The sequence below is a fragment of the Flavobacterium sp. CF136 genome (genome assembly GCF_000282055.1).
Classification (GTDB): Bacteria; Bacteroidota; Bacteroidia; order Flavobacteriales; family Flavobacteriaceae; genus Flavobacterium.
Map to the genome: position 1 here is coordinate 65,118 of NZ_AKJZ01000058.1, position 12,602 is coordinate 77,719.

Sequence of the window (12,602 nt, forward strand, 5' to 3'; positions counted from 1 at the left end):
TAATCTTAAAAAACAAAACAAATGAAAACAGCATATATAGTAAAAGCATATAGAACAGCAGTTGGAAAAGCACCAAAAGGGGTTTTTAGATTTAAAAGACCTGACGAATTAGCAGCAGAAACTATTCAGTTTATGATGGATGAACTGCCTGATTTTGACAAAAAACGTATCGATGACGTGATGGTAGGAAATGCCATGCCGGAAGCAGAACAAGGACTTAACGTTGGACGTTTGATCTCTTTAATGGGATTAAAAGTAGAAGATGTTCCTGGTGTAACAGTTAACCGTTATTGCGCATCCGGATTAGAAACTATCGGAATGGCGACTGCTAAAATCCAATCAGGAATGGCAGATTGTATCATCGCCGGTGGTGCCGAAAGTATGAGTTTTATTCCGATGGGAGGTTACAAACCAACTCCGGATTATAAAGTTGCTGCAGCAGGTCACGAAGATTATTACTGGGGAATGGGTTTAACTGCTGAAGCGGTTGCCAAACAATATAATGTTTCAAGAGAAGATCAGGATGAGTTTGCCTATAACTCTCATATGAAAGCTTTAAAAGCTCAGGCTGAAGGGAAATTCGACAAACAAATCGTTCCGATTACTGTTGACCAGACTTTCATCAATGAAAATGGTAAAAAAGAAACTAAATCATATGTTGTAAAACAAGACGAAGGTCCAAGAGCCGGAACTTCTGTTGCTGCTCTGGCAGGTTTAAAACCAGTTTTTGCTGCCGACGGAAGCGTAACAGCAGGTAACTCATCACAAATGAGTGATGGTGCTGCTTTTGTTTTAATCATGAGTGAAGACATGGTTAAAGAATTAAAACTGGAGCCAATTGCGCGTTTGGTAAACTTTGCTTCTTCTGGTGTTGAGCCAAGAATTATGGGTATCGGCCCAGTAAAAGCTATTCCGAAAGCGTTGAAGCAAGCTGGTCTAGAATTGAAAGATATTGACCTGGTTGAATTAAACGAGGCTTTCGCTTCTCAGTCTTTGGCTGTAATTCGTGAGTTAGGTTTAAATCCGGATATCGTAAACGTAAATGGTGGAGCTATTGCTTTAGGACATCCTCTTGGTTGTACTGGAGCGAAACTTTCTGTTCAGTTATTCGACGAAATGAAACGCAGAGGTAGTAAATACGGAATCGTGAGCATGTGTGTGGGAACTGGTCAGGGTTCTGCAGGGATTTACGAGGTTCTTTAAAAAAGAGAAAATAGAGTAAAGAATATAGAGAATAGACTTAAATACAAAGAATTAATATGCGTCATAATTATAAAAATCTGAAAATTTGGCAAATTGGAATTTCAATAGCCAATGATATTTCAGATTTATTATTAGAATTTCCGAAGCATGAAAGATTTGATTTAAGTTCTCAAATAAGCAGATGTTCTGTTTCAATGCCTAGTAATATAGCTGAAGGTTCTTCAAGAACTGATAAATCTTTCAGTCATTTTTTAGACATTTCTCTAGGTTCTTCATTTGAACTCGTTACACAATTATTAATTGCTACTCACAGAAAATATATAAACGAAATACAATTTAACCAATTAGAAATTAAAATAGAAGAATTTCAAAGAATGACAATGGGTTTTCAAAACGGCTTAAAATAAGTCCAGTCTAAAATCTATTCTCTTTATTCTATTTTCTTTTCTCTTAAAAAAAATAAAAATGGCAGATACAATCGAAAAAAACGTAACCCGTGGTGGTCAGTTTTTAGTTAAGGAAACAAAGTGCGAAGATATCTTTACACCAGAAGATTTTTCGGAAGAGCAATTAATGATGCGTGACTCTGTAAAAGAGTTTGTGGACAAAGAAATTTGGCCTAACAAAAATCGTTTTGAGAAAAAAGATTACGCATTTACAGAAGAAAGTATGCGTAAAGCAGGTGAACTGGGACTTCTTGGAGTTGCAGTTCCCGAAGAATACGGCGGATTAGGAATGGGATTCGTATCTACAATGTTAGTTTGCGATTACATTTCCGGTGCAACCGGATCTTTCTCAACTGCTTTTGGTGCTCATACAGGAATTGGAACTATGCCAATTACACTTTACGGAACCGAAGAACAAAAGAAAAAATACGTTCCAAAATTGGCTTCCGGTGAATGGTTTGGAGCTTATTGCTTAACTGAGCCTGGCGCAGGATCTGATGCGAACTCAGGAAAAACAAAAGCTGTTTTATCTGAAGATGGAACACATTATAAAATTACAGGACAAAAAATGTGGATTTCGAATGCAGGTTTCTGCAGCGTTTTCATCGTTTTTGCCCGTATTGGAGATGATAAAAACATTACGGGTTTTATTGTAGAAAATGATCCTTCAAACGGAATTTCTATGAATGAAGAAGAACATAAATTAGGAATTCGTGCTTCTTCTACTCGTCAGGTTTTCTTCAATGATACGAAAGTTCCTGTTGAAAACATGTTGTCTGAAAGAGGAAACGGTTTCAAAATCGCTATGAATGCGTTGAATGTTGGCCGTATTAAATTAGCGGCTGCCTGTCTTGATGCACAGAGAAGAGTAACTTCGGGAGCTGTAAAATATGCTAATGAAAGAATCCAGTTCAACACTGCAATTGCAAGTTTTGGAGCTATTCGTTATAAATTAGCTGAAATGGCAACAAGCGCTTATGCAGGCGAAAGTGCTTCTTACCGTGCTGCTAAAGATATCGAAGACAGAATTGCTGCTCGTGAAGCAGAAGGAACTTCTCATCAGGAAGCGGAATTAAAAGGTGTTGAGGAATATGCTATCGAATGTTCTATCCTAAAAGTAGCCGTTTCTGAGGATGTTCAGAATTGTGCTGACGAAGGTATTCAGATTTTTGGCGGAATGGGATTCTCTGAAGACACTCCAATGGAAAGTGCCTGGAGAGATGCCCGTATCGCTCGTATTTATGAAGGAACAAACGAAATTAACAGAATGCTTTCTGTTGGTATGCTAATCAAAAAGGCAATGAAAGGCCATGTTGATTTATTAGGCCCGGCAATGAAAGTTTCTGAAGAATTAATGGGGATTCCATCTTTTGATACTCCTGATTTCTCTGAATTATTTGCAGAAGAGAAAGGAATTGTTGCCAACCTGAAAAAAGTATTCTTAATGGTTGCCGGAAGCGCAGTTCAAAAATATGGTCCGGATTTAGATGCTCATCAACAGTTATTAATGGCTGCTTCTGATATCTTAATCGAAATCTATATGGCTGAAAGTACTATTCTGAGAACTGAAAAATTAGCCAAAAATCAAGGAGAAGCTAAAGTACAGGAGCAAATTGCCATGGCAAAATTATACTTATACAAAGCAGTGGATATTGTAACTCAAAAAGGAAAAGAAGGAATCATTTCTTTTGCTGAAGGTGATGAACAACGTATGATGCTAATGGGATTACGCCGTTTTACAAAATACACAAACATGCCAAACGTAGTAGCATTAAGAGAAACAATTACATCTAAATTAGTTGCAGAAAACGAATACTGCTTCTAATACAAAATAGTTTTTAGCATTTAATTTGTCTAAACCCGTACAGTCCGAAACTGTGCGGGTTTATTTTTTATTTTTTCACCATATAAGTCATATAAGTTCATTTAATATACTTTGTCGATATTGTCTGCAAATTCTAATTTCTTATATTTTAACTAAAAACACATTCTAAACACACGCTTAAATTTTCTTATATGACTTATATGGTTTAAATAACGTTCCAATATGTTTCAACCTCCATTTCACAAATCTTTATTAAAATTACGTTTACGTTACACATTCTATAGTGAAATTTCAATTCTAATATTTTATATTTAGCATTTCAAAAACTAATTGCTTAAAAATGAAACAAATTCACCTAATTACCTTTTTATTATTGTGGACTTTTACTACAAACATCTTCGCACAAAAAAATAAAAAAATGGATATCATTGCGTATTATACAGGCGATGATAAACTAATCAATGAGTACGAAGTAAATAAACTAAATCAAATTATTTTTAGTTTCTGTCATTTAAAAGATGGCAAACTAAGCGTTGATTCTCCAAAAGATTCTACTACAATCAAACACTTAGTCTCTTTAAAAGCAACAAATCCGCAACTTAAAATCATTTTATCTCTTGGCGGCTGGGGTGGCTGCGAACCTTGTTCCACTGCTTTTTCAACAGCTGAAGGAAGATTGACTTTTGCAAAATCTGTAAAAAAACTCAGTGATGATTTTAAAGTAGATGGCTTAGATCTCGATTGGGAGTATCCTGCAATCGAAGGCCTTCCCGGCCATTTATACCAGGCATCTGATAGAACAAATTTTACTGAATTGATCAAAATTTTGCGTAATACTTTGGGGAAAAACTACGAATTAAGTTTTGCAGCAGGTGGGTTTCAGAAATATCTGGATGAATCTGTAGAATGGAAAAAAGTAATGCCTTTGGTAAATCGTGTCAACATTATGAGTTATGATTTAGTAAATGGATATTCTAAAGTTACCGGTCATCATACACCATTATACAGCACAAATAAAAATGAAGAATCAACAGACAGAGCAGTTACTTATTTATTAAAATTAGGAATTCCTTCTGAAAAATTAGTTATCGGCGGTGCTTTCTACACCAGAACATGGAAAAATGTAGAAAATGTAAATAACGGATTGTATCAGACCGGAGAACATATTGAAGGAGTTTCTTTCAAAAATTTCTCCACAACTTATACTGAAGCTAATGGATGGAAATATTTTTGGGATGAAAAAGCAAAAGCTGCTTACTGGTACAATGAGAAAGAAAAAACATTTGCTACCGGTGATGATTTAACTTCCATAAAAGCTAAAACAGAATATGTAAAAGCTAAAAAATTAGGCGGTATTATGTTTTGGGAACTTACTTTAGACACTCCTCATAACGGAATGGTAAATACAATCTACGAAGTTAAAACGGCTAAGTAAATTTCTTTAAAAACAAAAAACGGCATCAATTTTATAAATGTTGCCGTTTTTTGTTTACATCAAAATAGAATTCTTATTTTTTATTTTCTTCTGATTTAGGGGCTATAATTATACCATCGTAAGAAATGAATGCTCTATTGTTACTCGTAATAGAAAGTGATGCTCCGCCATTTAAAAAAACAGTAAACATAAGATCATAAACATCATTTTTACCTTTTACTGTAGCCCTGATTATATAATTTCTCTTCGTCTTTTCAATCTGAATCTTCTCTGGTGTTCCCTCAAACTTTATTCCGCCATCTCCTCCATAACTTATATTGTAGGCACGTCCAAAAAATGGCAGATCACAAGTTGTCTTTTCTGTATTGAATTTTAAAAAATAGGTATTATAATCCAAAATAATAAATCTTCCTCCTTGCGGTATGACTTTTTGAGCTTCAAATAGAAAATTTTTAGAATCAATCAAAGCTTTGATTTCCTTTTGTTTTTCAAGTTCTCTTTCTGCTTTTAATTCTTTTTTAGTTTTTTCCTGTGCGAAACACACAATACTTAAAAAAGAAAACAACACTAATAAAATTGACAATTTCGTTTTCATAAAAAATATATTTTAATAGAGTTAAAAAATAATTTCTATTTTTTGGTAAATCGCATCATAGCGATATCTCCAGACATGAAATTTAAGGTCTTACCGTCATCAGTAATATTATATGAAGTTATTTTTTGCAGGGTATTCATAAAAACCTGTTCACCCTGCCCATCCATACACATCATTTTGGTGGCTGCCATTGGTTGTGTAAAATCAATTTTATTGTCTGTTAAAACAAGTTTCCCGGTATAAGAATTACAGCTGTTATTACCCGAAACCCTTTTTTCTTTAGTATCAAAATTTATAGTTGGTTTTTTATCCGGATACAAACCATCAAAAGCTATTCTTGGTCCGGTAATATAATTGAGTTCCCAGCTGCCTTCAAGTTTAGAAACCGAATCTCCTTTTTTACATTTAAAAACATTGCATGAAATTAATACAACTCCTAAAAAAACTAATGCTAAAATATTTTTAATCATAACGTTAAGTTTTAAAAATTAACTAATTACAAAAATTATTTTCTGAAATTTTTCGTTCAAACCTATACGAATTTAAGCAATATTTTAGGTTTATCTTTAAAACTAATCTTAAATTATCAGCACTCGATTTGAGGTTTTTTTAACTTTTATAAACAAATAGTTCAGACATTTTATGCTAATTTTACTTATTATTTAATTTAAAAGCCTTGAAAATGAAAAAATTAATTATCTCTTTCGCTATAATTACAGTCTTAATCATTGGCTGTAAAACCAATACAAAATCAAGTGATGCAAAAACTTTAACTATTATTTTAGAGCCAAAAAGTAATAGTACAGTAAGTGGAACAGCAACCTTTACCGAGAAAAATGGCAAAGTTACTTTTGTTGCAAAAATGGCAGGTTTACAACCGGGAGTTCATGCTATTCATATCCATGAAAAATCAGATTGTACTGCCGCAGATGGAAGTTCTGCCGGAGGACACTGGAACCCTACTTTTAAAAAACATGGAAAATGGGGAGTTGGCGAATATCATAAAGGTGACATTGGTAATTTTACTGCAGATGATAAAGGCAACGGAACTATCACAATGACAACTGATGAATGGTGCATTGGCTGTGAAGATGAAACTAAAAATATCTTAGGAAAAGGTTTAATCGTACATCAGGGAACGGATGATTTCACCTCACAACCTTCCGGGAATGCAGGAGCCAGAGTTGCCTGTTCAGGAATCATAAAGTAAAAAACACATTAACCGCCATTTTTCACAAATTTGGTGGTTATTTTATTTAAAATCAATTTAAACACGAGAAAAAAAATATAGCTTTGCAACCTCAAACTTAAGTTAATGATTAACCCTTCGGCTCCAGGTTGGATAGATAAATTTTTTAGCGAACAAAAGTTTTCAGAAGCTATTCCTTTTGAAACTATAGATTCATTTTATTATAAAGTTAGAGAAACCGGCTTTATTTATGGTCATATCATATCTATTGATTCTCAAATTCCTGTTCCGATAAAAGGCTGGTTTAAAACCGAAATTTCTAAAATTGCTTTATTAAATACTTTATATGGTGTTTTTTGCTTAGAGAAAAGAAGTTCTGAACCCAATAATTTTATAACCGAAGTTTTAAAATTCTATAAACAAATGAATCCTGAAGGGTTTAATTTGTTTAAAATTTTACTTCCAAAAGATACTCCTTCCCTGGCTTTAGAAAACATTATCGATCAAAGAGTCCAGACCAATGACAGTATTATAAGTAAAAACTTTTCGCATTTGGTTACCAATGCATTATTATTTATCGATGTTTTGGCTTTCAGACAATATCTCGCTCATGGCGAAATTCCTGAAAAGTATTTAAAACGAATTGAAGAAACTGTACTTGGAATTGTAGGTTTGGCTTTAAAAACTAAAACGATAAAATCACAGCATGACGATTTATTAATTAAACTTTTTGAAGCTTCTATCCGATATTCAAAATTTTCAAAAGTTACCGTAGAGACTTTGGAGACTTTACAACTGGATTATTTCAGTAACAAGCTGGAATTGTATTATTTGATTGATATGGCCGGAATGGCTTTATGGAGTGATGGTGTTGTAGAAAATGAAGAAGCTTATTTTTTATACTCATTAGGATCAATGATGGGCGTTTCTGATGATTTTATAACTAAAAGCATCGCTACAACCAACACCTTTATCACTACCCATAAAAAGAAAATCCCATACTTTAATTATTCTAATCCTGTAAAACATTTTTACGATCAGATGACACATACTGTCGTAAAATTAATCGTAAGAAACAAAAACAGGCTGGTTAAGGAAATTGTCCAAAGTAAAGAGTTAATGGTCCTGTTAGCATATTCTACAACACGGGATCTGGATCCAAAAGAAAAGAAAAAAGTAAAAAAACAACTTTTAGACATTTGTAAAACAATTCCATCACTAACAATATTTTTACTCCCGGGCGGAAGTTTATTATTACCGATTTTAATCAAATTCATTCCTACTCTTTTGCCTTCTGCCTTTAATGAAAACCTGGATGAAAACGAATAAAAAAAATCGCCCTTTAAGGCGATTTTTATTTATAATTTCAACTGATAAACTTCATCTAATTCATCATTTGAACTAATATTAACATTCAAATCGGTAACAAAACCTGAGTTTAAACCGTACACCCAACCGTGAAGTGTCAGATCCTGACCATTTTTCCATGCACCTTGTACGATTGAAGTTTTTGCTAAATCAAAAACTTGTTCTTTAGCATTTATTTCAACAAAAGTATTAAAACGCTCTGTTTCATCTTCAATTGAATTTAAATAGCGGTCATGTAAACGATATACATCTTTGATGTGACGAATCCAGTTATCAATAATTCCAATAGACTGATTACCCATAGCTGCTTTTACACCTCCGCAACCGTAATGTCCGCATACAATTACATGTTTTACTTTCAGCACATTTACGGCATAGTCTAAAACACTTAACATATTCATATCTGAGTGAATTACCATGTTAGCGATGTTACGATGTACAAAAACCTCTCCCGGTTTCGCTCCAATAATTTCGTTTGCAGGAACACGACTATCTGAACAGCCTATCCATAATAATGGAGGAGTCTGGCCTTTGGCTAAATCTGCAAAATAATTTGGATCAAGTGCTAATGATTTTTCAACCCATTCTTTATTATTATCTAATATTTGCTTATAAAAATCTTTCATTTTTTTTATCGTTTTTGAATGGTATTCAATTGTATTAAAATATTAAAAACTGAGATGTAAAGTTATCTCTTTTTTAGTACTTCAAACACATCAGAAATACCATAATTTATTTAATTTGTTTAAAATTCTTCTTTTGACGTTTCTTTCTTCACTAAAACTCTTTTAGCAACATCATAATAATGTTCGATCGAAACATGGTTGTTTATCTCCGGAGTATTTTCCAGTTGATATGCTTTTTTGAAACCTTTCAATTTTACTTTGATGTTTTCATCTATTGCACGGGTTTCTTTAAATTCCCTGATTAAATCCAAAACATCATGAGCAATATACTCTGTATCATGAGCATTGATAATCACTTTAGAATTTTCCGGGATTTCACTCAATGTTAATTTGATGGCAGCTTTATTTAAGAATGAAACTTCTTGTGCCAAATCGATATGAATAACATCTCCATCTTCGTATTCTTCTCTTTTAAAGCTGTAAGCTCTTTTTAAGTTTCCTCTCAAAACAAAAATAATACTGATAATTATTCCTAAACCTACGCCTTTAAGCAAGTCTGTAGCCACTACAAACACTAAAGTTGCGATAAATGGAATGAATTGATAAATTTTATCTTTTTTCCAAAAATGTATAACCGTAGCTGGTTTGGCCAATTTGTATCCAACTAAAATTAAAACAGTAGCTAATGTTGCCAGTGGAATTTTATTTAATACTGCCGGAATTGCCAATACACTTATTAGCAAAAGTACGCCATGAATAATGGTAGACATTTTAGATTTTGCACCGGCATTATTATTTGCAGAAGATCTAACGACAACAGATGTCATTGGTAAGCCACCTAAAAGTGAACTTAAAATATTACCAATTCCCTGAGCTCTTAACTCAACATTGGTATTGGTATAACGCTTTTGAACATCCATTCTGTCAGCAGCTTCAATACACAACAATGTTTCGATAGAAGCAACAATAGCTATCGTAACTCCAACAACCCAAACCTGCGGATTAGTCACTGCAGTAAAATCCGGCATAATCAAAATCGATTTAAATTCATCGAAAGATTGCGGAACCGGCAAAGAAACCAAATGCTCTTTTGCAATTGCCAATGAACTTCCTGAAGAAATAAAAATTTCATTTAAAACTACACCAGCTATAACAGCAATAAGTGCTCCCGGAACTAATTTTAATTTCTTTAAAAAAGGAACTTTATCCCATGAAATCAATATCACTAAAGAAACTAAAGAAATTACTACTGCTCCTAATTGAATGTGATTAACTACATCAAATAAAAATGAAAATGAATTACTGCCATCATGTTGAATAAATGCCTGATCTCCTTCAAAATCTGCATCATAACCAAAAGCATGCGGTAATTGTTTCAGAATGATTATAATTCCGATACCTGCTAACATTCCTTCGATAACATTTGTTGGAAAATAATTTGAAATACTTCCCGCTTTTAAAAATCCTAATGCTAACTGAATCAGTCCAGCAATAAAAACAGACAGTAAAAACACATCGAAAGCGCCAAAATCAGTAATTGCTGTTAAAATAATTGCTGTTAATCCAGCAGCCGGTCCCGAAACACTAATGTGTGACTGGCTTAAATAACCTACCACAATACCACCAATAACACCCGCAATAATTCCAGAAAACAAAGGTGCTCCAGAAGCCATTGCAATACCTAAACACAACGGAAGAGCCACCAAAAAAACCACTAAACCTGAAGCAAAGTCAGACTTAAGATTGGCAAAAAGATTAATTTTTTTTGTCATAATACAAATAATTGATACATTAAAAATCTACTGCATTTACGATAAATACAGTTTTGTTCAAATAATCGGAAGTATTATGCCAAGTTGGGAGGGGGAGCAAATATGCTCGGGGAAATATTATCTAATTTTACTATATTTTCAGATACTATAGTTTTTTTCTCAATATAAACCGGTACAACTACTTCATGTTGAAATATTGCCGGATAAACTGCTGCTTTAAGTTCTTTGTGCGAATGCTCTTCTTCAGAAAAACTGAAAAACATAGACGTATCACTGCTTTTTTTAATCAACGTCACCACTGTTGGTGTTGATAAAAAAGCAATAAATATGAATAATAATATGCGAGCGATTAATTTCATGTCGGCAAAAATAATAGTTAACGGGTAAAATCAAAGCAAAAAAACTAAAAATTTTATATAAATTTAACATTGATAAAAAAAGACAGAATGATGTTTTTGAATATTCCGTTTATAGTTTTTTGAATTACAAACACTTACAACTCCTCTTCTAACCAGGCATTCATCATCCAAATGGTTTTTTCCTGCTCAGCAATGAAGTCGCTCATCATTGAATTGGTTCCTTCATCGTTAATTTCACCTGATTTGTTTAGGATTTCTCTTTCGATTTTTAATAAATCAGACAATGAATGCACAATTAACTGAACAGCTTTTTCATCATTTGAAATGTTTTTTCCAACTGTAAGTTTATTGTTTTTAATATAATCCTCAAAAGTATGCAGAGGAGTTCCTCCGATAGTCAAAACCCTTTCTGCAATCATATCAATTTTTAATTGTGAATCTGTATATAACTCTTCAAATTTAACATGTAAATCAAAAAAACGTTTTCCACGAATATTCCAATGAATTCCTCTTAAATTCTGATAGTAAACTTGAAAATTAGCTAATAAAACATTCAATTCTTTTGCTAATAATTCTGATTCTTTAACGGGTAATCCTAATATATTTGTTTTCATTTTATAACTGTTTTATAGTATGATTTTTACAAATTTAAAATAACTTTATAAAAATAATTATAAAAAAAAATTATATTTTCTTATTTTTACATCACAAAATACTATCAAAATGACTATTACTCAATTACAATATGTTTTAGCAGTAGCCGAACATAAAAATTTTACACTTGCTGCTGAGAAATGTTTTGTTACGCAGCCAACCTTAAGCATGCAAATCCAGAAAATTGAAGAAGAACTCAATATTTTAATTTTCGACAGAAGCAAAAAACCCATTCAGCTTACCGATATAGGACAGAAGATTGTAAATCAGGCAAAAAATATTGTAAATGAAGCTGATAGAATAAAAGACATTGTTGAACAGCAAAAAGGCTTTATTGGCGGAGAGTTTCGTTTAGGGATAATTCCAACCATCATGCCTACTCTTTTACCAATGTTTCTGAATAATTTCATAAAGAAATATCCGAAAGTAAAGCTTTTAATAGAAGAGCTAAATACTGATGAGATTATTACAAAACTAAAAAACGGCCATTTGGATGCTGCCATTGCCGCAACACCGCTTGAAGATGAAAAAATTAAAGAAATCGTATTGTATTTTGAACCTTTTGTAGCTTATATTCCTGAACACCATTCCAGTTTTCAAAAAGATGAAATAGAAGTTTCAGATTTGAATATTAATGAAATTTTGCTTTTGCAGGATGGACACTGTTTTAGAGACGGGATTTTAAATTTATGCAAAAACGGTACTGACATTGAACAAAATAATTTCCAGATTCAAAGCGGAAGTTTTGAAACACTAATAAAACTGGCAGATGAAGGTCTTGGCACAACTTTACTTCCTTACTTGCATACTTTAGATTTAAAAGAATCCGACAAACTGAAATTGCGTAATTTTAAAGAACCAAAACCAGCACGTGAGGTCAGTTTAATTTACCCAAAAAGCGAGCTGAAAATGCAAATTATTGATGCTTTGAGAAGCACAATTGCCGGAGTTGTAAAAGGAGCGATTGTTTTTCAAAATGTTCAAATAATCAGTCCGTTACAAAAGAAATAAATACCTGTTGTACTAATTATTTAACAGATAGAAACATAGATTTTGTAAAGTCAAAATAGGCGTTTCACTTATTTAAGCGCACATAATATCTATGTGAAAGAAATGCATTTCTTTTTGCA

The 12,602-nt window shown here is 32.8% G+C and carries 13 protein-coding genes; 7 read left to right on the forward strand and 6 right to left on the reverse strand.

Translation table 11 applies throughout. The features are described 5' to 3' along the window. Window positions 1-21: 21 nt before the first annotated feature. The 4 genes from PMI10_RS16730 to PMI10_RS16745 all read left to right on the forward strand — a co-directional run bounded on the left by PMI10_RS16730 (window position 22) and on the right by PMI10_RS16745 (window position 4,909). Entirely contained in the window at window positions 22-1,203 is a 1,182-nt protein-coding gene (locus tag PMI10_RS16730) for a thiolase family protein (protein WP_007810192.1), read from the forward strand. A 56-nt stretch (window positions 1,204-1,259) separates the two neighbouring features. Beyond that, window positions 1,260-1,610 carry a four helix bundle protein gene (locus PMI10_RS16735; protein ID WP_007810194.1) on the forward strand — a complete coding sequence of 117 codons (351 nt, stop codon included), beginning with the start codon at window positions 1,260-1,262 and terminating at the stop codon, window positions 1,608-1,610. Between the two features lie 58 nt (window positions 1,611-1,668). After that, the gene (locus tag PMI10_RS16740; RefSeq protein ID WP_007810196.1) at window positions 1,669-3,474 is read left to right on the forward strand and encodes an acyl-CoA dehydrogenase family protein; all 1,806 of its coding nucleotides are present in this window, start codon (window positions 1,669-1,671) and stop codon (window positions 3,472-3,474) included. Between the two features lie 340 nt (window positions 3,475-3,814). Then, entirely contained in the window at window positions 3,815-4,909 is a 1,095-nt protein-coding gene (locus tag PMI10_RS16745) for a glycoside hydrolase family 18 protein (RefSeq protein ID WP_007810197.1), read from the forward strand. Window positions 4,910-4,982: 73 nt separating this feature from the next. On the opposite strand, the gene PMI10_RS16750 is transcribed toward PMI10_RS16745, so the two are convergent. Together PMI10_RS16750 and PMI10_RS16755 are read right to left on the reverse strand one after the other, a co-directional pair. Beyond that, window positions 4,983-5,504: a DUF4251 domain-containing protein gene (locus tag PMI10_RS16750; RefSeq protein ID WP_007810199.1), complete on the reverse strand. Its 522-nt coding sequence runs from the start codon at window positions 5,502-5,504 to the stop codon at window positions 4,983-4,985. Window positions 5,505-5,539: 35 nt separating this feature from the next. Continuing rightward, window positions 5,540-5,974, reverse strand: a complete 435-nt coding sequence (locus PMI10_RS16755) for an META domain-containing protein (RefSeq protein ID WP_007810202.1) — start codon at window positions 5,972-5,974, stop codon at window positions 5,540-5,542. A 212-nt stretch (window positions 5,975-6,186) separates the two neighbouring features. Between PMI10_RS16755 and PMI10_RS16760 the strand changes: the two genes are divergently transcribed. Then, window positions 6,187-6,714, forward strand: coding sequence for a superoxide dismutase family protein (locus PMI10_RS16760; RefSeq protein ID WP_007810204.1), 528 nt, complete (start codon window positions 6,187-6,189; stop codon window positions 6,712-6,714). Window positions 6,715-6,819: 105 nt separating this feature from the next. Beyond that, on the forward strand, window positions 6,820-8,022 hold the full coding sequence (locus tag PMI10_RS16765; RefSeq protein WP_007810206.1) for an LETM1-related biofilm-associated protein: 1,203 nt from the start codon (window positions 6,820-6,822) through the stop codon (window positions 8,020-8,022). A 29-nt stretch (window positions 8,023-8,051) separates the two neighbouring features. Here the strand turns inward: PMI10_RS16765 and can are convergent, their stop codons facing one another. The 4 genes from can to PMI10_RS16785 form a co-directional block, all read right to left on the reverse strand. Further along, entirely contained in the window at window positions 8,052-8,687 is a 636-nt protein-coding gene (gene can, locus PMI10_RS16770; protein WP_007810208.1) for a carbonate dehydratase, read from the reverse strand. A gap of 119 nt (window positions 8,688-8,806) precedes the next feature. Beyond that, entirely contained in the window at window positions 8,807-10,459 is a 1,653-nt protein-coding gene (locus PMI10_RS16775; RefSeq protein WP_007810209.1) for a SulP family inorganic anion transporter, read from the reverse strand. A 74-nt stretch (window positions 10,460-10,533) separates the two neighbouring features. Further along, window positions 10,534-10,818, reverse strand: coding sequence for a hypothetical protein (locus PMI10_RS16780; protein ID WP_007810210.1), 285 nt, complete (start codon window positions 10,816-10,818; stop codon window positions 10,534-10,536). A gap of 134 nt (window positions 10,819-10,952) precedes the next feature. Continuing rightward, a complete protein-coding gene (locus PMI10_RS16785) occupies window positions 10,953-11,432 on the reverse strand; it encodes a Dps family protein (RefSeq protein ID WP_007810211.1) in 480 nt (159 codons plus the stop codon). Window positions 11,433-11,541: 109 nt separating this feature from the next. On the opposite strand from PMI10_RS16785, the gene PMI10_RS16790 reads away from it, so the two are divergent. Then, complete coding sequence (locus tag PMI10_RS16790) at window positions 11,542-12,483, forward strand: LysR substrate-binding domain-containing protein (RefSeq protein ID WP_007810212.1); 942 nt, start codon at window positions 11,542-11,544, stop codon at window positions 12,481-12,483. The last annotated feature ends 119 nt before the right edge of the window (window positions 12,484-12,602 follow it).

Bases quoted from the DNA above. Each gene is read 5' to 3' on its own strand.
- PMI10_RS16735 (WP_007810194.1), top strand. From the start codon at position 1,260: ATGCGTCATAATTATAAAAATCTGAAAATTTGGCAAATTGGAATTTCA.
- PMI10_RS16760 (WP_007810204.1), top strand. From the start codon at position 6,187: ATGAAAAAATTAATTATCTCTTTCGCTATAATTACAGTCTTAATCATT.
- PMI10_RS16740 (WP_007810196.1), top strand. From the start codon at position 1,669: ATGGCAGATACAATCGAAAAAAACGTAACCCGTGGTGGTCAGTTTTTA.
- PMI10_RS16745 (WP_007810197.1), top strand. From the start codon at position 3,815: ATGAAACAAATTCACCTAATTACCTTTTTATTATTGTGGACTTTTACT.
- PMI10_RS16730 (WP_007810192.1), top strand. From the start codon at position 22: ATGAAAACAGCATATATAGTAAAAGCATATAGAACAGCAGTTGGAAAA.
- PMI10_RS16775 (WP_007810209.1), bottom strand. From the start codon at position 10,459: ATGACAAAAAAAATTAATCTTTTTGCCAATCTTAAGTCTGACTTTGCT.
- PMI10_RS16790 (WP_007810212.1), top strand. From the start codon at position 11,542: ATGACTATTACTCAATTACAATATGTTTTAGCAGTAGCCGAACATAAA.
- PMI10_RS16750 (WP_007810199.1), bottom strand. From the start codon at position 5,504: ATGAAAACGAAATTGTCAATTTTATTAGTGTTGTTTTCTTTTTTAAGT.
- PMI10_RS16785 (WP_007810211.1), bottom strand. From the start codon at position 11,432: ATGAAAACAAATATATTAGGATTACCCGTTAAAGAATCAGAATTATTA.
- can (WP_007810208.1), bottom strand. From the start codon at position 8,687: ATGAAAGATTTTTATAAGCAAATATTAGATAATAATAAAGAATGGGTT.
- PMI10_RS16755 (WP_007810202.1), bottom strand. From the start codon at position 5,974: ATGATTAAAAATATTTTAGCATTAGTTTTTTTAGGAGTTGTATTAATT.
- PMI10_RS16765 (WP_007810206.1), top strand. From the start codon at position 6,820: ATGATTAACCCTTCGGCTCCAGGTTGGATAGATAAATTTTTTAGCGAA.
- PMI10_RS16780 (WP_007810210.1), bottom strand. From the start codon at position 10,818: ATGAAATTAATCGCTCGCATATTATTATTCATATTTATTGCTTTTTTA.